The 18,458-nt window shown below is 72.8% G+C and carries 17 protein-coding genes; 10 read left to right on the forward strand and 7 right to left on the reverse strand.

Features of this window, described 5'->3' with window-relative positions:
• Positions 1-322 precede the first annotated feature (322 nt).
• From AB0E88_RS07915 to AB0E88_RS07925, 3 genes are read left to right on the forward strand one after another with little or no spacing between them, the layout of a single operon-like run.
• Positions 323-838, forward strand: a complete 516-nt coding sequence (locus tag AB0E88_RS07915; protein ID WP_361625594.1) for an NUDIX domain-containing protein — start codon at positions 323-325, stop codon at positions 836-838.
• 36 nt (positions 839-874) lie between these two features.
• Positions 875-1,267 carry a DUF202 domain-containing protein gene (locus tag AB0E88_RS07920; RefSeq protein ID WP_361625597.1) on the forward strand — a complete coding sequence of 131 codons (393 nt, stop codon included), beginning with the start codon at positions 875-877 and terminating at the stop codon, positions 1,265-1,267.
• Complete coding sequence (locus AB0E88_RS07925) at positions 1,264-1,602, forward strand: DUF202 domain-containing protein (protein ID WP_361625600.1); 339 nt, start codon at positions 1,264-1,266, stop codon at positions 1,600-1,602. Before AB0E88_RS07920 ends, AB0E88_RS07925 begins: the two co-directional genes overlap by 4 nt.
• Positions 1,603-1,846: 244 nt before the next feature.
• Here the strand turns inward: AB0E88_RS07925 and AB0E88_RS07930 are convergent, their stop codons facing one another.
• Positions 1,847-2,782 (reverse strand): NADP-dependent oxidoreductase, encoded by a 936-nt coding sequence (locus tag AB0E88_RS07930; protein ID WP_361625603.1) that lies wholly within the window; start codon positions 2,780-2,782, stop codon positions 1,847-1,849.
• A 181-nt stretch (positions 2,783-2,963) separates the two neighbouring features.
• Between AB0E88_RS07930 and AB0E88_RS07935 the strand changes: the two genes are divergently transcribed.
• On the forward strand, positions 2,964-4,010 hold the full coding sequence (locus AB0E88_RS07935) for a phosphotransferase family protein (RefSeq protein ID WP_361625606.1): 1,047 nt from the start codon (positions 2,964-2,966) through the stop codon (positions 4,008-4,010).
• Between the two features lie 3 nt (positions 4,011-4,013).
• Positions 4,014-5,228, forward strand: coding sequence for an acyl-CoA dehydrogenase family protein (locus AB0E88_RS07940; RefSeq protein WP_361625609.1), 1,215 nt, complete (start codon positions 4,014-4,016; stop codon positions 5,226-5,228).
• Positions 5,229-5,604: 376 nt separating this feature from the next.
• Here AB0E88_RS07940 and AB0E88_RS07945 read toward each other — a convergent pair whose 3' ends face one another.
• Genes AB0E88_RS07945 through AB0E88_RS07955 form a run of 3 tightly spaced genes read right to left on the reverse strand, consistent with a single transcriptional unit; the run spans position 5,605 to position 8,649 of the window.
• Positions 5,605-6,198 carry a TetR/AcrR family transcriptional regulator gene (locus AB0E88_RS07945; protein ID WP_361625612.1) on the reverse strand — a complete coding sequence of 198 codons (594 nt, stop codon included), beginning with the start codon at positions 6,196-6,198 and terminating at the stop codon, positions 5,605-5,607.
• 25 nt (positions 6,199-6,223) lie between these two features.
• Complete coding sequence (locus tag AB0E88_RS07950; protein ID WP_361625615.1) at positions 6,224-7,891, reverse strand: AMP-binding protein; 1,668 nt, start codon at positions 7,889-7,891, stop codon at positions 6,224-6,226.
• Positions 7,888-8,649, reverse strand: a complete 762-nt coding sequence (locus AB0E88_RS07955; RefSeq protein WP_361625618.1) for an SDR family oxidoreductase — start codon at positions 8,647-8,649, stop codon at positions 7,888-7,890. The genes AB0E88_RS07950 and AB0E88_RS07955 overlap by 4 nt, the downstream gene beginning before the upstream one ends.
• A 156-nt stretch (positions 8,650-8,805) precedes the next feature.
• On the opposite strand from AB0E88_RS07955, the gene AB0E88_RS07960 reads away from it, so the two are divergent.
• The gene (locus tag AB0E88_RS07960) at positions 8,806-10,044 is read left to right on the forward strand and encodes a DUF1343 domain-containing protein (protein WP_361625621.1); all 1,239 of its coding nucleotides are present in this window, start codon (positions 8,806-8,808) and stop codon (positions 10,042-10,044) included.
• A 273-nt stretch (positions 10,045-10,317) separates the two neighbouring features.
• The gene (locus AB0E88_RS07965) at positions 10,318-11,631 is read left to right on the forward strand and encodes a serine-threonine protein kinase (RefSeq protein ID WP_361625624.1); all 1,314 of its coding nucleotides are present in this window, start codon (positions 10,318-10,320) and stop codon (positions 11,629-11,631) included.
• A gap of 5 nt (positions 11,632-11,636) precedes the next feature.
• Here the strand turns inward: AB0E88_RS07965 and AB0E88_RS07970 are convergent, their stop codons facing one another.
• The gene (locus AB0E88_RS07970) at positions 11,637-14,426 is read right to left on the reverse strand and encodes a penicillin acylase family protein (RefSeq protein ID WP_361625627.1); all 2,790 of its coding nucleotides are present in this window, start codon (positions 14,424-14,426) and stop codon (positions 11,637-11,639) included.
• A gap of 257 nt (positions 14,427-14,683) precedes the next feature.
• On the opposite strand from AB0E88_RS07970, the gene AB0E88_RS07975 reads away from it, so the two are divergent.
• Both AB0E88_RS07975 and AB0E88_RS07980 read left to right on the forward strand, forming a co-directional pair.
• Positions 14,684-15,286, forward strand: coding sequence for a hypothetical protein (locus AB0E88_RS07975; RefSeq protein ID WP_361625630.1), 603 nt, complete (start codon positions 14,684-14,686; stop codon positions 15,284-15,286).
• 313 nt (positions 15,287-15,599) lie between these two features.
• Positions 15,600-16,670, forward strand: coding sequence for an RNA ligase (ATP) (locus tag AB0E88_RS07980; RefSeq protein WP_361625633.1), 1,071 nt, complete (start codon positions 15,600-15,602; stop codon positions 16,668-16,670).
• 5 nt (positions 16,671-16,675) lie between these two features.
• On the opposite strand, the gene soxR is transcribed toward AB0E88_RS07980, so the two are convergent.
• Positions 16,676-17,137 (reverse strand): redox-sensitive transcriptional activator SoxR, encoded by a 462-nt coding sequence (soxR, locus tag AB0E88_RS07985; RefSeq protein WP_361625636.1) that lies wholly within the window; start codon positions 17,135-17,137, stop codon positions 16,676-16,678.
• Positions 17,138-17,267: 130 nt separating this feature from the next.
• Between soxR and AB0E88_RS07990 the strand changes: the two genes are divergently transcribed.
• On the forward strand, positions 17,268-17,729 hold the full coding sequence (locus AB0E88_RS07990; protein ID WP_361625639.1) for a MaoC family dehydratase: 462 nt from the start codon (positions 17,268-17,270) through the stop codon (positions 17,727-17,729).
• 37 nt (positions 17,730-17,766) lie between these two features.
• Here the strand turns inward: AB0E88_RS07990 and AB0E88_RS07995 are convergent, their stop codons facing one another.
• Positions 17,767-18,390, reverse strand: a complete 624-nt coding sequence (locus AB0E88_RS07995; RefSeq protein ID WP_361625642.1) for a TetR/AcrR family transcriptional regulator — start codon at positions 18,388-18,390, stop codon at positions 17,767-17,769.
• Positions 18,391-18,458 lie beyond the last annotated feature (68 nt).

The raw sequence follows: 18,458 nt of genomic DNA on the forward strand, positions 1-18,458 counted from the left end.
GCTGACGGTCCCTCACGCGGAGCCCGCGGCCGGGGTCGGCCGCGGGCTCGGCGCGTGGCCGGGCCGCGACACACGCAGGGACCCGTCAGACCTGGGCGAGCCCGGCGAGCATCCTCATGGCGGCCCCCTTCACACCACGAGCTGCGCCAGGTCCGTGCGCGCGCTCCATGACGTGGCGCGCCGGGAAGGGCCGCCCGCCAAGGTCCCCGGGGAGTGCGAGGGCCGGCCGCTTTGCCGGTGGCCCACCCGGGTGGGGACCGGGTGCCACTGGGGCCGGGGCCGGGTGCCGCCGGGAGCCCGGAGGGCCTGCTTGGATGGCTCCATGAACCCTGCTGACGAGATCCTCGACATCGTCGACGAGAACGACCAGGTCATCGGGCAGTCGCCGCGCGGCGAGGCGTACGCGGGAGGGCTGCGCCACCGGTGCGTCTTCATCCAGGCCCGGGACGCGGACGGCCGCGTCTTCGTCCACCGCCGTACCCCGACCAAGCTGGTCTTCCCCTCCCGGTACGACATGTTCGTCGGCGGAGTCGTCGGCGCGGGCGAGTCCTACGACGACGCCGCGCTGCGCGAGGCCGAGGAGGAACTGGGCGTGACGGGGCTCCCCCGCCCCACGTACCTGTTCAAGTTCCTCTACGACGACGGGGCCGGGTGCACCTGGTGGTCGGCGGTGTACGAGGTCCGCTGCGAGCTGCCGGTGCGGCCGCAGGTGGAGGAGGTCGCCTGGTACGCCTTCCTCACCGAGGACGAGCTGCGCGGGCGGCTCACCGAGTGGGAGTGGGTGCCGGACGGCATGGCGGCGTACGAGCGGCTCACGGAGCATCGCTCAGCGCACTGAGCGGGTGGCGCCGGCCGTGGGGATAGGGTCCTGCACGTGATCGAACTCGTACGGAACGTCCGGTTGTGGTTCGCACCGGAGCGGGTGCGGGAGGAGGGCGGGACGCCCGACTACCGGTTCTCGCTGGCCAACGAGCGCACCTTCCTGGCGTGGCTGCGCACCGCGCTCGCGCTGATCGGCGGCGGGTTCGCGGTGGACCAGTTCCTGCCCGACCTGCGCTGGGGCTGGCGCGTGGGGCTCGCGCTCGCGCTGCTCGGGGCGGGTGTGCTGTGCGCGCTGCGGGCCGTCAACCACTGGGTGCGCTGCGAGCGGGCCATGCGCCGCGGGGACGACCTGCCGGTGTCCCGGTTCCCCGTGGTGCTGAGCCTCGTTGTCGCCGTGGTCGCGGTGGCGATGGTCGTCGTCGTGCTCATCGGGTGGGCGGGGTGAGCGGTGCCCGTCCGGCGGCCGACGCGAGCGACGAGCGGGACCCCGGGCTGCAACCCGAGCGGACCCGCCTCGCCTGGCGTCGTACGACGCTGGCGTGCACGGTCGCGGCCGTGCTCGCCGTGAGGGCCACGCTGCACGGCGGCGCGACGGCGGGCGGTGTCGTCGCGGGGGCGCTGTGCTGTGTGCTGTGGGTGGGCTTCCTGCTCGTCGCCCATCACCGCATCCGTCTGCTGGCGGCGACGGGCCGCCCCCGGCCGATGCCGGCCCGGCTGGCGTCGGCGGCGGTGCTGTGCACGGTGGCGATGGCGGCGTGCGCGACGGCGCTGGTGCTCTGAGCCGGGCGCCAGCCGTCCACGCCGGTGCCGGTGCTCTGATGCTCAGAGCCGGGCGGCAGCCATCCACGCCGGTGCCGGTGCTCTGAGCCGGGCATCAGCCATCCACGCCGGTGCCGATGCCGATGCCGATGCTCTGAGCCGGGCGGCAGCCTCCCTCGCCGGTGCCGGAGCTCTGACGCCTGCGTCCGCCGTGCTTGCCGGCGGCGGCGCCGGTGGCCGGGAGGCCGCTTCGAGCCCCGGTACCTCAGGCGTCCTCGGCCACCGTCACCACGATCTTGCCGCGGGTGCGGCCCTCCTGACTGTGGCGGTGGGCGTCCGCCGCGCGCTCCAGCGGGTAGGCCGCGTCGACGTGCACGGAGAGCACGCCCTGGTCGGCCAGGTCCGACAGCTTGCGCAGGTCGTCGGCGTCGGGACGCACCCACGCGTAGCGGCCGCCGTAGGTCAGCACGTCCGGGTCGGCGATCGAGGCGAGCCGGCCGCCGGCGCTCAGGAGGGCCACGGAGGCCTGGAGGGCGTCGCCGCCGACGGTGTCGAAGGCCGCGTCCACGCCCTCGGGGGCCAGCCCCCGCACCCGGTCGGCCAGCCCCTCGCCGTAGCTCACCGGTTCGCCGCCCAGCGCCCGCACGAAGTCGTGGTTGCGTTCGCTCGCCGTGCCGATCACCCGGGCGCCGAAGTGCCGGGCGAGCTGGACGGCGATCGAGCCGACGCCGCCGGCCGCGGCGTGCACCAGCACCGTCTCGCCGCGCTTGACGCCGAGCGCCTTGACCAGCACCTGATAGGCGGTCAGCCCGGCCAACGGCAGCCCGGCGGCCTCCTCGAAGGAGAGGCCGCGGGGCTTGCGGGCGAGGGTGCGCACGGGCGCGGCCACGTACTCGGCGAAGGTGCCGCGGCACAGGAAGTCCTCACGGACGTACCCGATGACCTCGTCGCCCTCCGCGTACTCCGTGACGGACACACCGGGCCTGACGACCACGCCGGAGACGTCCCAGCCGGGCACCACCGGGAAGACGGTGTCGAACATGCCGTCGAGATAGCCTTCGCGGCACTTCCAGTCCACCGGGTTCACCGCCGCCGCCCGCACCTTCACCAGCACGGAGTCGGGGCCGAGCTTGGGCTCGCGCACCTCCCCGTACTCCAGCACCTCGGGTCCGCCGTACCGGCTGTAGCTGATCGCCTTCATGGCACCGACCCTCCGGGGTCCCCGGGCGCCGCGCAAGCCCGGCTGGACCACGCGTGCGGGGGGTGCGCGGCGGGGGCGGTTGGCTATCGTGGCACCGGTCACGTTCGGCCCGGGCACTGGACGACATACCGACCGGTCAGCATGATGGGGATGTCACGTTCACCTGCCTGTAGGAGCGACGATGAGCCCCGACCACCCGCCCGGACTCGATCTCGACCGGCTGCGCGGTCTGCTGGAGCGCGAGCGGCCCGGCCTGGTGACCGGTGCCCTGACCGGCCGGCTGGTCGAGGGCGGGCGGTCGAACCTCACCTATCTGGTCGGCGACGGCACGCGGCAGTGGGTCGTGCGCCGGCCCCCGCTCGGCCATGTCCTGGCCACCGCGCACGACATGAGGCGCGAGCACCGGGTGATCAGCGCCCTGCACCCGACGAAGGTGCCGGTGCCCGAGCCGCTGCTGCTGTGCGAGGACGAGGAGGTGCTCGGCGCGCCCTTCTACGTCATGGAGTTCGTCGAGGGCACCCCGTACCGCACCGCCGAACAGCTCGCGCCGCTCGGTCCGGAGCGCACCCGGCAGGTGGTGCTCTCGCTCGTCGACACCCTCGTCGACCTGCACGCCGTGGACCCCGAGGAGGTCGGCCTCAGCGACTTCGGCCGCCCGGAGGGCTTCCTCGACCGGCAGCTGCGCCGCTGGGGCAAGCAGCTGGACGCCTCCCGCAACCGCGAGCTGCCCGGCATCGACGAGCTCCACGCCGCACTCGGCCGGGAGCTGCCCCGCTCCCCCGCGCCGACGGTCGTGCACGGCGACTTCCGGCTGGACAACGTCCTGGTCGGCGCCGCGAGCGAGCCGGAACAAGGTGCCGACGAGATCAGGGCGGTGCTCGACTGGGAGATGTCCACGCTCGGCGACCCGCTCACCGACCTGGGCCTGCTGGTGATGTACAGCCAGCCGCTGGGGATGCCGGACTCCCCCGTCTCCACCACCGCGCAGGCCCCGGGCCACCCGGCGCCACGGGAACTGATCGAGCGGTACGCCGCGCGCTCGGGGCGCGACGTGTCGGAGGTGGACTGGTACACGGCGTTCGCGTGGTTCAAGCTCGCCGTCATCCTCGAGGGGATCCACTACCGCTACACCCTGGGCCAGACGGTCGGCCGCGGCTTCGACCGCATCGGCGAACTGGTCCCGGTCTTCATCGAGCACGGACTGACGACTCTACAGAAGGGCGAGTAGGCCATGGACTTCGCGTTCGACGCACGCACCGAGGAACTGCGCGCGAAACTGCTCGCCTTCATGGACGAGTACGTGTACCCGGCCGAGGCGGTGGCCGAGGAGCAGCGGGCCGCGCTCGCCTCGCCGTGGGACACCCCGCGGGTCGTCGAGGACCTCAAGGCCGAGGCCCGCCGCCAGGGCCTGTGGAACCTCTTCCTGCCGGACGGGGAGCACGGCGCCGGCCTGACCAACCTCCAGTACGCGCCGCTCGCCGAGATCACCGGCCGCTCCCCGCATCTCGCGCCCCCCGCGACGAACTGCGCCGCGCCGGACACCGGCAACATGGAGGTGCTCGCGCAGTTCGGAGACGAGCAGCAGAAGAAGCAGTGGCTGGAGCCGCTGCTCGCCGGGGAGATCCGCTCGGCGTTCGCGATGACCGAGCCGGAGGTGGCCTCCTCCGACGCCACCAACATCACCACGCACATCGAGCGGGACGGCGACGAGTACGTCGTCACGGGCCGCAAGTGGTACATCTCCGGGGCGATGAACCCGGACTGCAAGATCTTCATCGTGATGGGCAAGACCGACCCGGACGGCGCCGACATCCGCCGCCAGCAGTCCATGGTGCTGGTCCCGCGCGACACCCCGGGCGTCACCGTCAAGCGTGCGATGCAGGTATTCGGGTACGAGGACCACTCGCACGGCGGCCACGCCGAGGTGATCTTCGACCACGCGCGGGTGCCGGTGGCCAACCTGATCGGCGAGGAGGGCGGCGGCTTCGCCATCGCCCAGGCCCGGCTCGGCCCCGGCCGTATCCATCACTGCATGCGCCTGATCGGCATGGCCGAGCGGGCCATCGAGCTGATGTGCAAGCGGGCCGTGGGCCGCACCGCCTTCGGCAAGCCGCTGGCGCAGCAGGGTGTGGTCCAGAACTGGATCGCCGACGCCCGGGTGACCGTGGAGCAGCTGCGGCTGCTGGTGCTGAAGACGGCCTGGCTGATGGACACCGTCGGCAACCGGGGCGCCCACACGGAGATCCAGGCCATCAAGATCGCCACGCCGCGCGCGGTGGTCGGCATCCTGGACCGGGCGATCCAGCTCCACGGCGCGGGCGGCGTGAGCCAGGACTTCCCGCTGGCCGAGCTGTACGCGAGCGCCCGCACCCTGATGCTCGCGGACGGCCCGGACGAGGTCCACCAGCGCTCACTGGCACGGCGGGAGCTGAAGAAGTACGCCTGAGCTGCGCGGGCTCACAGCCGGCCGAGGGCCCAGCGGTACGGCGCCCTGATGACCGCCGGTTCCCCGCACCCCTCGAGGGGCGCGGGGAACTGCGCGACCAGCCACGAACGACCTGCGGACGGCGTCGACGGGCACCCGGTGTATCGGCGCCGCTCCCGCATGGCACCGGCGCGCTGCGGGCGGGGGAGCTGGATCCGGCCTTCCTCGCGTCGGACGCGTCCTCGCGCCGGACGCGCGGGAGTTGCCTGAGGGCCTCGTCGCGTACGCCGCCCGGCAGGAGGAGCTGGCGCTGATCACCGCGCCGGGGCATCCGCTCGCCCACCGGCGACGGCCGGCCCGCTGTCGGACGCGGTTCCCGACGGGGCCGGTCGTCAGGTCATGGGCGCAGGGCGCGCAGCAGCAGGTCGGCCAGGTGGTCGGCGACCTCCTGCGGGGTGAGCGGGCCGTCGGGGCGGTACCAGGTCGACAGGTGGTGGACCGAGCCGAAGTGGTAGTCCACGACGAGGTCGGCCGGGGTCGCCGTGGAGAAGACGCCCTCGCGCTGGCCCTCCTCGATGAGCGCGCGGAAGCGTTCGTGGTAGCGGCGGCGCTCGACGCGCACCTGCTTGTTCTTCTCCGGGCTGAGGTGGTGCATGGACCGGAAGAAGATCGACGCGTCGTCGAGGTTCTCGATGGTGGTCACGACGACGTCCGCCGCCGCGCCGCGCAGACGCTCGTCCACCGGCGCGTCCAGCCCGGCGAAGTGGTCGAGCCGCTCCTGCTGCACGCGCAGCACGCGCGCGTACACCTCGTGCAGCAGGTCGTCCTTGGAGCCGAAGTAGTGGTACAGCGCCCCCTTGGTGACGCCGGCCGCCTCCACGATCTCCTGCACCGAGGTGCGGTCGTATCCCTGCTCGGCGAAGAGCCGGGTGGCGGCGGCCAGGAGCCGCTGCGGCACCGGGGTGCCGTCTTTGTCCGTCGTCCTGGGCACTGCCGCCACCTGCCTTTCGGTGTGTCTACTGGCTGTCTCGCGCGCGGGAACGCAGTTCCCGACGGAGGATCTTGCCACTTGCCGTCTTCGGCAAGTCGGGCAGGATCTCGACCTGCCGAGGGTATTTGTAGGCGGCCAGTCTCTCCTTGCAGTACGCGGCGAGTTCACCCGGGTCGGTCTCGGCGCCCGGGCGCAGGCTGATGTAGGCCCGCACGGTCTCGCCGCGGTAGCCGTCCGGCACACCGACCACGGCGGCCTCACGGACGGCCGGGTGGGTGTAGAGCACGTCCTCGACCTCGCGCGGCCACACCTTGAAACCGGACGCGTTGATCATGTCCTTCTTGCGGTCGACGACGTACAGCCAGCCCTGCTCGTCCATGAAGCCGATGTCGCCGGTGCGCAGCTCGCCGCCGGGGAAGGTCTCGGCGGTGGCGTCGGGGCGGCGCCAGTAGCCGGGCACGACCTGCGGCCCGCGGACGGCGATCTCGCCCTGCTCGCCGAACGGCACGTCCTCGCCGCGCTCGTCGACGATCCGCACGACGGTGTCGGGGCCGGGCAGGCCGACCGCGAGGGTCCCGGAAGCCGGGTCGACGGGCGCCTGGAGGCCCGGCGGGACGGAGGCGCAGGGGGCGGTGCACTCGGTGAGGCCGTAGCCGTTGCGGATGTACGGGCCGAAGCCCGCCCGGAACTTCTCCACCAGCGCCGGCGGCAGCGGGGCACCGCCGGAGGAGATGACGGTGAAGGACGCGAAGTGCTCACGCGTGCAGGAGGGGTGGGCGGCCAGCGCCATGAACGCCGTCGACGGGCCGACGGTGTAGTGCGGGCGGTGCGCGGCGAACGCGTCGAGGACGACGCCCGCCTCGAAGCGGTAGGCCAGCACCAGCGTGCCCCCGCTGTTCAGGCAGGCGCCGAACTCGCAGACCATGCCGGTGATGTGGAACAGCGGCGCCAGCGCGAAGTACACGGGCTCCTCGGGCAGGCCGAGCCCGGTGCTCTGCCGCTCGGCGTTGTACATGATGTTGCCGTGCGTGTTGGTGGCGCCCTTGGGGGTGCCGCTGGTGCCGGAGGTGTAGCTGATCAGGGCGATGCCGTCGGGTGCGGGATCGCGGCCGTCGGGGGCGCGGTGGCCGGCGCGGGCGACGGCGGTCAGGTCGTCGGCGTCCGGGGCCTTCGGCAGCCGTTCGAAGGACAGCACGCGCGCGTCGTTCTCGGTCTGGAAGTCCAGCTCGCACGCCGTCAGCGCGATCCGCACCGGCGAGTCCGCGGCCGTGTCGCGCAGATACGCCTCCCACGCCCGGTCGGCGCACACCAGCGCCGCCACCTCGGCGTCCCGCAGGATGTGGGACACCTCGCCGGACTTGTACATCGGGTTGACGGGGACGACGACCGCGCCGGCCTTCCAGGCGCCCAGCACGGCGAGCACGAAGTGCGGCGAGTTCTGCAGCAGGACCGCCACCCGCTCCCCCGGCTCCAGGCCGCGCGCGGCGAGGTGCCCGGCGACGGAGTCGCTGAGCGCGTCCGCCTCGCGGTAGGAGAGCCGGCCGTCGAAGTAGGCGAGGAAGGTGCGTTCCGGGGTCTCGGCGACGGCCCGGCGCAGGGCGTGCACCAGGGAGTCGGCCGGCTCGACCGGGGCCTTCTGGGCATCGCTGAGGAGGGCCAGCCAGGGCTTGGCCGCGTAGCGCGCATCGGTCACTGGGCCGCCTCCCACTTGCGCTGGAGGTGGTTCATGTTCGCCAGCCAGCGGTCGGGGTCGGCGGCCCGTGCCTGGTAGTACCCGGCGACCTCGGCGTGCGGAAGGACGAGGAAGCGGTCCTCCTCGATGCCCTTGAACAGCGCGTCGGCGACGTCGTCCGGTTCGATCGCGGTGGGCTTCAGGACCAGGTCGCCGGCGCTTCCGGTGGCGGAGAGCATGTCGGTGCGCACGCCCTGCGGGCAGATGGCGTGCACCTTGACGCCGCGGTGGCGGTAGGTCAGCGACAGCCATTCGGCGAAGGCGTAGGCGCCGTGCTTGGTGACGCTGTAGGGGGCGGCGCCGATCATGGTGAGCAGTCCGGCGGCGGAGACGGTGGAGACGAAGCGGCCGCTGCCGCGCTCCAGCCAGCCCGGCAGGAGGGCGCGGGCCGCACGCACGTGCGCCATGACGTTGACGTCCCAGGCGAGCTCCCAGACGCTCTCCTCGGCCGCCTCCGAGCCGCCGGAGCCGACGCCGGCGTTGGCGCAGTAGACGTCGACCGTGCCGAGCGCGTCCAGGGCCGCCTCGACGATCGCGGAGGCGTCGCCGGGGACGGCGGTGCCGCCGATCTCGTCGGCGACGGCCCGCGCCTTCGCGGCGTCCAGGTCGTTGACGACGACCCGGGCCCCCTCGGCGGCGAAGCGGCGGGCCAGCGCGGCCCCGATTCCGCCTCCGGCCCCCGTGACGACCACTCCAGCTCCCTGAACGGCTTGCACCATCGGTCTCCTTCGACGCGGCTCGGCTCCCCCGGTGCGGCCACACTAACCGGTCGGTATGTCGAGGGGAAGGGCACGGCGGGTCACCCGGGCGACGCGGGCGGCCCGCCGCCGCCCGCACTCTCCCCACGAGCGGCCGGAGCGCCTACCGTGCACCCCATGCGCCTCTCCAGACGAGCCCTCCTAGCAGCAACGACCGCGGCGACGTCACTGGCCGCCGCTCCCCCTGCCGCCGCGGCCTCGGGCCGCAGGCGGTTACGGACCGGCTTCGAGCGCCTCGCCGACGACGGCTACGCGCCGCTGGCCGGACAGCGCGTCGGGATCGTCACCAACCCGACCGGCGTCACCCGGGACGCCCGCCACATCGTCGACGTCCTGCACGCCGACCCCCGCGTCGACCTGCGGGCCGTCTTCGGGCCCGAGCACGGCTTCCGGGGCACCGCCCAGGCCGGCGGCTCCGAGGGCCGCTACGACGACCCGGCGACCGGGCTGCCGGTGTACGACACCTACCTCAAGAGCGGCCGGCCGCTCGCCGACGTGTTCATCGCCTCAGGCGTGGACACGGTCGTCTTCGACATCCAGGACGTGGGCGCCCGCTTCTACACGTACATCTGGACGCTCTACGACTGCATGGAGGCCGCCCGGTTCGCGGAGAAGCGGTTCGTGGTGCTGGACCGGCCCAACCCGGTCACCGGGCGCGCCGCGCTCGGCCCGGTGCTGCACAGGGAGTTCGCGACCTTCGTCGGCCGGCAGCCGATCGCGCAGGCCCACGGCATGACGGTCGCGGAGCTGGCCCGGCTGTTCAACGGCGAGTTCCTGACCGCGCCGGTGCCCCTGGAGACGGTGACGATGACCGGCTGGAAACGGACGGAGTTCTACGACACCTCGGGGCTGCCGTGGGTGCCGCCGAGCCCGAACATGCCGACGCCGGACACGGCGCTCGTCTACTCCGGCACCTGTCTGTTCGAGGGCACCAACCTCTCCGAGGGACGCGGCACGACCCGCCCCTTCGAACTGCTGGGCGCCGAGGGCGTCGACGGGCGCTGGGCGGCGGCCGCGAACGACCTCGGTCTGCCGGGGGTGCGCTTCCGGGAGGCGTACTTCGCGCCGACGTTCTCCAAGTTCCAGGGGAAGACGATCGGCGGCGTGCAGATCCATGTGCACGACCGGGCGGCCTTCGACCCGGTGCGCACCGGCATCGCCCTGCTGGTGACCGCCAAGCAGGTCTTCGGCGGCTTCGCCTGGCGCTCCGACAACTGGATCGACAAGCTGACCGGTTCCACCGCGGTGCGCACGGCGATCGACGCGGGCGCCGACACGGACACGGTGGTGGCGGGCTGGCAGGACGAGCTGGCCGCCTTCCGGCGGGTGCGGGAGCGGTATCTGCTGTACCGGTGAGACGGCCGTTCCGGTGGCCGGGCCGGACCGGTGGCCGAGCCGTTCCGGTGGCCGAGCCGTTCCGGTGGCCGGGCCGGACCGGTGGCCGAGCCGTTCCGGTGGCCGAGCCGTTCCGGTGGCCGGGCCGGACCGGTGACGAAGGCGCGGCGGTGAACCACCCGTACCCGGGGAAAACCCGTCGAACGGGTGGTGCCGTGACGTATGGCCAATCTGCCCCTTTCGCAGGACGATGCGCCACAACGCGCAGCGCATGGGGGGACGAAGGAGTCCGTCATGGCAGAGCCGGCGATGAGTGTGACGCCGTACTGGGAGCTGACCTTCGACGCGGACGGCGACGTCGACCGCGCGGAGCGGGACCGGCTGCTGGCCCAGGTGGCCGAGCGCCGGGTGCGGGACCTGGTGGTCTTCGCGCACGGCTGGAACAGCGACCGCACCGGCGCCACCCGGCTCTACAGCCACTTCTTCGCGCCCTTTCCGGAGCTGACGCCGGGCGCGCGGACCGGCTACGTGGGTGTGATCTGGCCGTCGATGCGGTTCTCCGACGAGCCGATCCCGAACTTCCCGCGGGCACTCGCCGCCGAGCCGCCGCGCCGCCCGGCGCTCGACAAGGACACCCGGCACGCGCTGCTGGAGAGCTTCCCCGGGCGGGCGCCCATCGTCGAGCAGATCGGCAGGCTGCTGGAACAGCAGCCGGGCGACGAGGCCGAACTCGCGGAGTTCGGACGGCTGGTGCGGCTGCTGGTGGAGGTCGTGGCGCCCGGCCCGCAGGCGCTGTTCGCCGCCGACACGGTGGCGGAGGGGGTGCCGCAGGACGAGCCGGTGATGTTCACGCGGCCGGCCGCCGAGGTGTGCGCCGAGTTCGCGGGAGCGCTGGCGGGCGCGGAGGGGTTCTCGCTGCCCAACCCCTGGGACGGGGCCCATGAGCTGCTGCGGCAGGCGGCGTACTACGCGATGAAGCGGCGCGCGGGGACCGTCGGCGAGCGCGGGCTCGGGCGGGTCGTCGGGGAGCTGGCCGCCGCCGTGCCCGGGGTGCGGGTGCATCTGGTGGGGCACAGCTTCGGCGGGCGTCTGGTGTCGTTCGCGCTGCGCGGGCTGCCGGAGGGGGTGCGCACGGTGGCCTCGGTGACCCTGCTGCAGGGCGCCTTCTCGCACTACGCGTTCGCCTCCCGGCTGCCCTACGACCCGCGCGCGGGAGGGGTGCTGCAGGGCCAGCAGCACCGGGTGGACGGCCCCGTGGTGTGCTGTCACTCCCGGCACGACACGGCGCTCGGCACGTTCTACCCGCTGGCGTCGAGGATGGCGGGCGACGCGCAAGGCGCGGTGGAGGAGTCCGGCGTGGGGCAGCTGCTCGGCGTGAAGTGGGGCGCGATGGGCTACGACGGGGTCCAGGCGGTGCCCGGCACGCGCGCGATGCCGCTCGCCGAGGCGCTGTCCGGGCCGCTGCCCGCGTCGGGCTGTGTGAACGTGGACGCGGCGGCGGTGGTCTGCCACGGCGGCCCGCCGGCCGGGGCGCACGGCGACATCCTGCACCCCGAGCTGGCGCGGGTCGTGGTGGCGGCGGGCCGGATCGCCCGGCCCGCCGCCTGAGGACGTCACCTGTGTGAGGTGAACTCCACGACCTGCTGGTAGGTCGGCCGGTTCTGCCAGCCGATCTTCCCGTGCTTGATGCCGCCCAGGGTGCGCTGGACGATCGCGTCCGCGCACCACTGGTCGCCCGCGGAGCACTGGTCGTCGCCCGGGTAGACCTGGGCGGCGGTCTTGCCGGCTGCCTCCTTCAGCGTGCTGACGAGCAGGTCACGGCAGGCGCCGAAGTCGCCGCCGCCGCAGTACTTCCGCGCCAGCGGGCCGCGCACCGGCTCCCCGAGGACCGCGCGGACGTCCTTGTCGACGTAGCTCCACCAGCCGTACTGGAAGGAGCTTCCGGCGTGCGCCCCCGTGGGGCCGTGGCCGGCCGAGGGAGCCTCGTCGATCGGCAGGTTGCGGCTGAGGGCGCTGTACAGGTCCGCGCCGAGGCCCGGTTCGAACTCGGCCTTCACCAGCAGTGGCCACCAGGCGTCCAGGACGCGGATCGCGTCGGCGTCGGCGTACGTCTTCGACCCGGCGGAGGTCTCGGTGCGCCGGGCGCCCGAGGAGAGCCAGTTGCGCAGCTTCTCGACGGCCGCGGCGGCCGCCGGGTCGCTCACCGGGGCGCTGCCGATCACCTTCAGCAGGTCCGGTACGACGTCCTCGGCGCGCAGGTCGGTCAGGCCCGCCTCGGCCATCGCCCGGGTCAGGGACGCGCGGGTGACGCCGCCGGCCGCGACCAGCTTCTTCACCCGGTCGTCGAGCAGGTCGCCGCGGTGCACGGACCCCTCGCCCCAGGGCGCGGCGGCGTAGTCGGCGGCCTGCTTGTTGTTCCAGGAGATGTAGTAGTCCTGGTCGAGCGAGTTGGGGTGCGCGGAGGGCGGGGTGTAGGCGGCGGTGTTGCTCGCCGGGTCCCAGTCGCGCCACTCGTAGGCGGCCTGCGCCCACACCGGGAAGTCGGCGTCGACGCCGTTCGCGCGGACCGGGTTGTCGCCGCTGTTGTAGTACGCGGTGTGCGCGGCGTCGGCGTAGAACCAGTTGAAGGTGTAGTTGATGTGCTGCACGGCGCTCTGGAAGTCCTTCGGCCCCTTGACGTAGTCGGGGTCGTTGAGCATCTGGAAGCCGATGATGGAGTCGGCCTCGTGCAGATAGGACGAGCGCAGGGTGGTGTAGGCGACCTTCTTGCCGCCCACGGTGGCCCGGTACTGCACCGGCCCGTACTTGGTGCGCCACACCCGCATGGTGTAGGAGCCGGCCGCGGTGCCGTCGGCGACGGTCGGCTTCCAGGCGTTCTTCTGCTCGACCTGGTCCATCGGCGTGCAGGTGCCGCGGTAGAGGTAGTGGTGGTCGTCCTGGCACAGCTCGACGGCGTAGGTGTCGATGATGTCCTGGCCGGACGTGGTGGCGCTCCAGGCGTAGTCCTGGCCGCGGCCGAGTTCGACGTACATGCTCAGACCGGCGAAGGAGGCGCCGCGGGCGCTCAGGCCCGGGCCCTGGATCTCCTGGAGCATGAGCAGCTGGGGCGCGAAGTAGCCGGTCTGCGGGCCGAACACGGCGACGGGGTGACCGCTCGCGGTGTGCGCGCCGCTGACGACGAGGGCGTTCGACATGCCCCGGCGGGCCGAGGACAGGGCGTTGTTCACGGCCGTCCTCGAGGCGGTGCTCGCACCGGCCGTGGCGGCGCTGCCGGTGCGGTCGAAGACGAGCGGCTCCTCGGTGACCGAGCCGGCGTCGGGCAGGGCCTCGCCCTGCGGGTCGTCGGGCCGGGTGGCGTAGGGGAAGCTCTCGCCGTTGTGGAGGGTGAGGACGGCCTCGGGGTCGTTGCGTTCGCGGAAGGACTCCCACACCCGGGTGCCCTCCGCGGCGCCGTACTTCTCCTGTGCGGCGAGCAGGGAGAGCGCGTTGTTCACCTCACCGCCGCCGCCGGAGCCGAACAGCGCGCCGATCACGGAGGCCAGCGCGACCATGTCGGTGACCTTGAAGTGCTCGATGGTGCCGGCGTTGGTGATGGAGTCCTTGTGGCCGGTCAGGACGTACTCGCCGGGGAAGTACCGGCCGCTGTCGGAGGCGTCGATGTAGGCGTTGACGCCCGCCAGGTAGGCGTCGACGTCGGCGAGGGCCTGCCGGCCTCGGGTCCCCGCGGCGGCGACGGCCCGGTCGATCTGGGCCTGCAGCTCCGCCTCGGTGTACGGGGCGTTGCGCCAGAACTGCTGCTCCAGGCCCTGGTTGGAGGGGGCGCCGCCCGCGAAGGAGGTCAGCTGCCCTCGTCCGACGTGGCGGAAGACGTCCATCAGCCACAGCCGGTCCTGGGCCGCGGCGTAACCGGCGCCGAACTCGGTGCCGTAGCGGGTGGTGCCGGTGATGTGCGGCACGCCCGTCTTCTTGTCGCGGACGATGGTGACGTCCGTGCGGCCGGCCGGCTGGAGGGTGGAGGCGACCTGGTCGGCGGGGACGCCGAAGGAGCCGTCGTTGAAGAACGTGTTGATCTTGTCGGTGGTGAGGGACGGGTAGCCGGTGGCCAGGTTGGCGTAGGGGCCCAGCTGGTCCTCGGCATGGCTCGGCTGGGTGCCGAAGGCCTGGTTGAGCAGGATCTGGGCGAGGGTGGCGTTGCCGTTCTCGCCGGGCGGCAGGATGTCCGAACACTGGCCGCCGCAGTGGTCGTTGGCCGCCGTTGCGCCGGGGGCCGCCACCGCGGTTTGGGAAAAGGGTGACAAAAGCCCGGCAACGAGGACGCATACCGAGGCCGTCTTCAGGAACCCGGGGAATCTGCGGGGAGTTCTCAGTCTGTCCAGCGTGCTTCGTGGGGTGCGCCAAGACATGGGCGGCTCCTACCGACGTGGGGGTTGGCCGGATGTTACCGGCGGTATCCCCGCGTTTGAAGATGAACATGCGTCAAGTTTGGAGGTCAACTCCCGTGAGTCCGGGGGAAGTAGAGGGACCGACGGGAGGCGCTTATGGGAGGCATCGGAAAACGGATGGAGCCGAATCGCGTGTCGATACGTCTATTCGGCGACGTCCGCACGACGACGCCGACGTGACCGAAGTACAGGTGCAGGTGTGACGGAGGTGCAAGGCGATGGCCGGTTTCCGGAGTCTGGCGAGACAGGTACGTGATCCGCGGAGCGATCTGGCGCTACGCCGCTACTCGTTGCGCAAGTGCCTCGAGCGGTTCGCGCCCTACGGGCACAGGGCGACGTGGGACCACTTGTGCACCCGGTGGGGGTTCGGGCCCGAGGACAGGTCGGCCGACCCGGCGCGGCTCGTGGCCGCGCTGGGCGAGCTGGAGGAGGCGCGGTCGGTGTGGCTCGCCTACGAGGTGGAGTTCGCCGAGCGGCGCAGGAAGGAGAAGCACGACGGGCTGCGCAGGCCGGGCAGCGTGGACGACTGGCACCGGATGACCTGGGGCGGTTTCGGGGTCGCCTGGTGCGACGACCCGCGGGTGCACCCGCACGAGCCGCTGGCGGAGGTGCTGCGCCGGCTGATCGCGGCGCTGGAGCGTGAGCCGGGTGCGACGTGCCCGGTGTGCGACGGTTCCCGGCTGGTGTGGCGGTACGGCCTGGACCACGAGCCCTCGGCGGGACCGGTCTGTGTGCACTGCGGGATCCTGGTGCCGCGGCCGGTGCTCACGCAGGAGGCGCTGACCCAGGCCCGGTTCGGCCGGGTGCTCGTGTCCGCGTGAGTGGAGTGACTCCGTCGAGGGCGGATGACTCCGCAGGGGGCGGGTGACTGCGTCGGGCAGCGGGCGTGGGGGCCTGTGCGGCCTGCGCGGGTTCGTCGTGGCTGGTCGCGCAGCTCCCCGCGCCCCTTGAACGCCTGCGGCGACCCGTGCGGGTGTGCGGGCGGTTGCTCGCAGTTCCCCGCGCCCCTGAAACGCCTGCGGCGGGCGGACCCTCGGCGCCGGACGCTAGCAGGTGGTAATTCGTTCGATCCAGTGGTTTCGCTCGTGGAGAGTCGGAGGTGATGAACACCGCTGATCGAGCTGGGAGTTACGGATGTCGACGCTTCGCGTCACTGCTGAGGTGCTGACCGTTCACCCGCATCCCGACGCCGACGCGCTGGAGCTGGCCCAGGTGGGGCTGTACCGCGCGGTCGTCGCCAAGGGCGCGTACCGCACGGGAGAGGCCGCCGTGTACATCCCCGAGCAGGCCGTGCTGCCCGCCGGGCTGGTCGAGGAGCTGGGGCTGACCGGGCGGCTGGCGGGCGGCGCGGCGAACCGGGTCAAGGCGGTGCGGCTGCGCGGCGAGCTGTCGCAGGGCATCGTGTGCCGGCCGAAGGCCCTGGCCGGGGTCGACCTGGCGCGGGCCGCGAAGGACGGCACGGACTTCGCTGAGCTGCTCGGCATCACCAAGTGGGTGCCGCCGGTGCCGCCGACGATGAACGGCGAGGTGGAGTCCGCGCCCGAGCTGCTGCCGTGGGTCGACATCGAGAACATCCAGCGGTATCCGGACGTCTTCGCGCCGGGCGAGCCGGTGGTGCTCACCGAGAAGCTGCACGGGACCGCGTGCCTGGTGACCCATGTGGCCGACGAGGAGCGGGTGTACGTGTCCTCCAAGGGGTTCGGTGCCAAGTCGCTGGCCCTGAAGGAGGACGCGCGCAACCTGTACTGGCGGGCGGTGCGGGCGCACGGGGTCGCCGAGGCGGCGGCCCGGCTCGCGCGGCGGCTCGGGGCGCGCCGGGTCGGGATCTTCGGCGAGGTCTACGGCGAGGGCGTCCAGGACCTGTCGTACGGGGCCGACGGGCGGCGCGACCAGGCGCTCGGGTACGCCGTGTTCGACGTGTCCGCGGAGATCGACGGGGCGGTGCGGTGGCTGGACCCGGCCGGGCTGCTCGACGGGGAGCTGCCGCTGGTCCCACGGCTGTACGAGGGGCCGTTCGCCATCGAGCGGGTGCTGGAGTGGGCCAGTGGACGGGAGACCGTCTCCGGGAAGGGGCTGCACCTGCGGGAGGGCGTGGTCGTACGGCCCGCCCGCGAGCGGTACAGCCCGGTGACCGGGGGCCGGGCGATCGCCAAGGCGGTGAGCCCGGCGTACCTGACCCGCAAGGGCGGCACCGAGTTCGAGTAGGGGCTTCAGCGCTTCGGCTCCGCCATCAGGCGGGATCCGGTCAGTCGCTCGCCGAACACGTCGTCGGGGTTGGACAGCACGCAGTTCTCCAGGGACAGGCAGCCGCAGCCGATGCAGTCGGTGAGGTGGTCGCGCAGCCGGTTGAGCTGCTTGATGCGCTCGTCCAGTTCCGTACGCCAGGTCTCCGAGAGCCGCGCCCAGTCCTCACGGGTCGGGGTGCGCTCCTCGGGGAGCTGGGCGAGGGCGTCGCGGATCGTGGCCAGCGGGATGCCGACGCGCTGCGCGGCGCGGATGAAGGCGACCCGGCGCAGGGTGTCACGGGTGTAGCGGCGCTGGTTGCCCGAAGTGCGGCGGCTGCTGATCAGCCCCTTGGCCTCGTAGAAGTGCAGGGCGGAGACGGCGGCGCCGCTGCGGGCGGACAGCTGCCCGACGGTCAGCTCGTGGATCTTCTCGGGAATCTGTGGCACTCCTCGAAGCCTACCGACCGCGGCGGGCGGCCCGGCTGTCGTTGACAGCGGCCGCCCGCGCGACCATGCTAAGCAGTTGCTTAGAGATATGGGGTCGATTCCCCGACAGGCGACGCGAGAGGCCGGGACCATGGCAGAGCCGAGGATCTTCACGTCCACCGACGAGCTGAAGGCGGCGGTGGGCGAACAGCTGGGGTACACCGACTGGCTGGAGGTCGACCAGAAGCGGATCGACCTGTTCGCGGACGCCACCGGCGACCACCAGTGGATTCACGTCGACCCGGAGAAGGCCGCGTCCGGCCCGTTCGGGACGACCATCGCGCACGGCTACCTCACGCTGTCGCTGCTGCCGCTGTTCGGCCCCCAGCTGATCGCGGTCGAGGGCGTGAAGATGGGTGTCAACTACGGCACCAACAAGGTCCGCTTCCCCGCCCCCGTCCCGGTCGGCTCCCGGCTGCGCGCCACGGCGACGATCACGGGCGTCGAGGACGTGCCGGGCGGGGTGCAGGTGAGCGTCGCCTTCACCGTCGAGCGCGAGGGCGGCGACAAGCCGGTGTGCGTCGCCGAGTCGGTGTCCCGGTACTACGTGTAGGCCCGGGGCCCCCGGTACCGCGGGTAGGTCCGGGGCCTCACTTGGCCCCCACCATCCGGAGCACGAGGTCGGCGTAGAGCGCGCCGACCTCCTCCGGCGTGCGGGGCCCGTCCACGTTGAACCAGCGGGCGACGTCGATGCAGAGGGAGAGCACCGCCAGGGTGGTGCCGTGCACGTCGAGGACGTCGAACTCGCCGCTCGCGACGCCCTCTTCGATGATGCCCCGGACCTCGGCGTCGACCTGGCGGCGCAGCGCGAGGATCTCGGCCCGGGCCTCGGGGCCGAGCGCGTCCAGTTCGTACTGCACGACCCGCGCCGTGGTGCGCCGGCCCGCGTGCCAGCGGACGAAGGAGCTGACGCCCTCGGCCAGCCGCTCGGTGGCGGTGCCCTCTCCGCGGGCCGCCGTGCGCAGGATGCTCAGCGCGCGGTCGTGACCGATGCGGCTGATGCGGTGGAGGAGCTCCTCCTTGGTCTTGTAGTGGATGTAGAGCGCGGCCGGGCTCATCCCGGCGCGGCCCGCGATGTCGCGGGTGGTCGTCGCGTGGTAGCCCCGCTCGGCGAAGGCCTCCACGGCGGCGACCAGCAATCGCCGGGCCGCCTCAGGGGTGACCTCGTCCCACGGCTCGTTCTCGCCGCCGGCCGTCTCCTCCGCCGTACTCATCTGCTGTTCGCCCCTTCCGGTGACAGGGACACCACCATACCGCCGAAGCTGAGCGGCCGCTTAGAGCA

Origin of the sequence: Streptomyces sp. NPDC028635 (assembly GCF_040637635.1) — a bacterium.
In the GTDB taxonomy this organism is placed as follows: Bacteria; Actinomycetota; Actinomycetes; order Streptomycetales; family Streptomycetaceae; genus Streptomyces.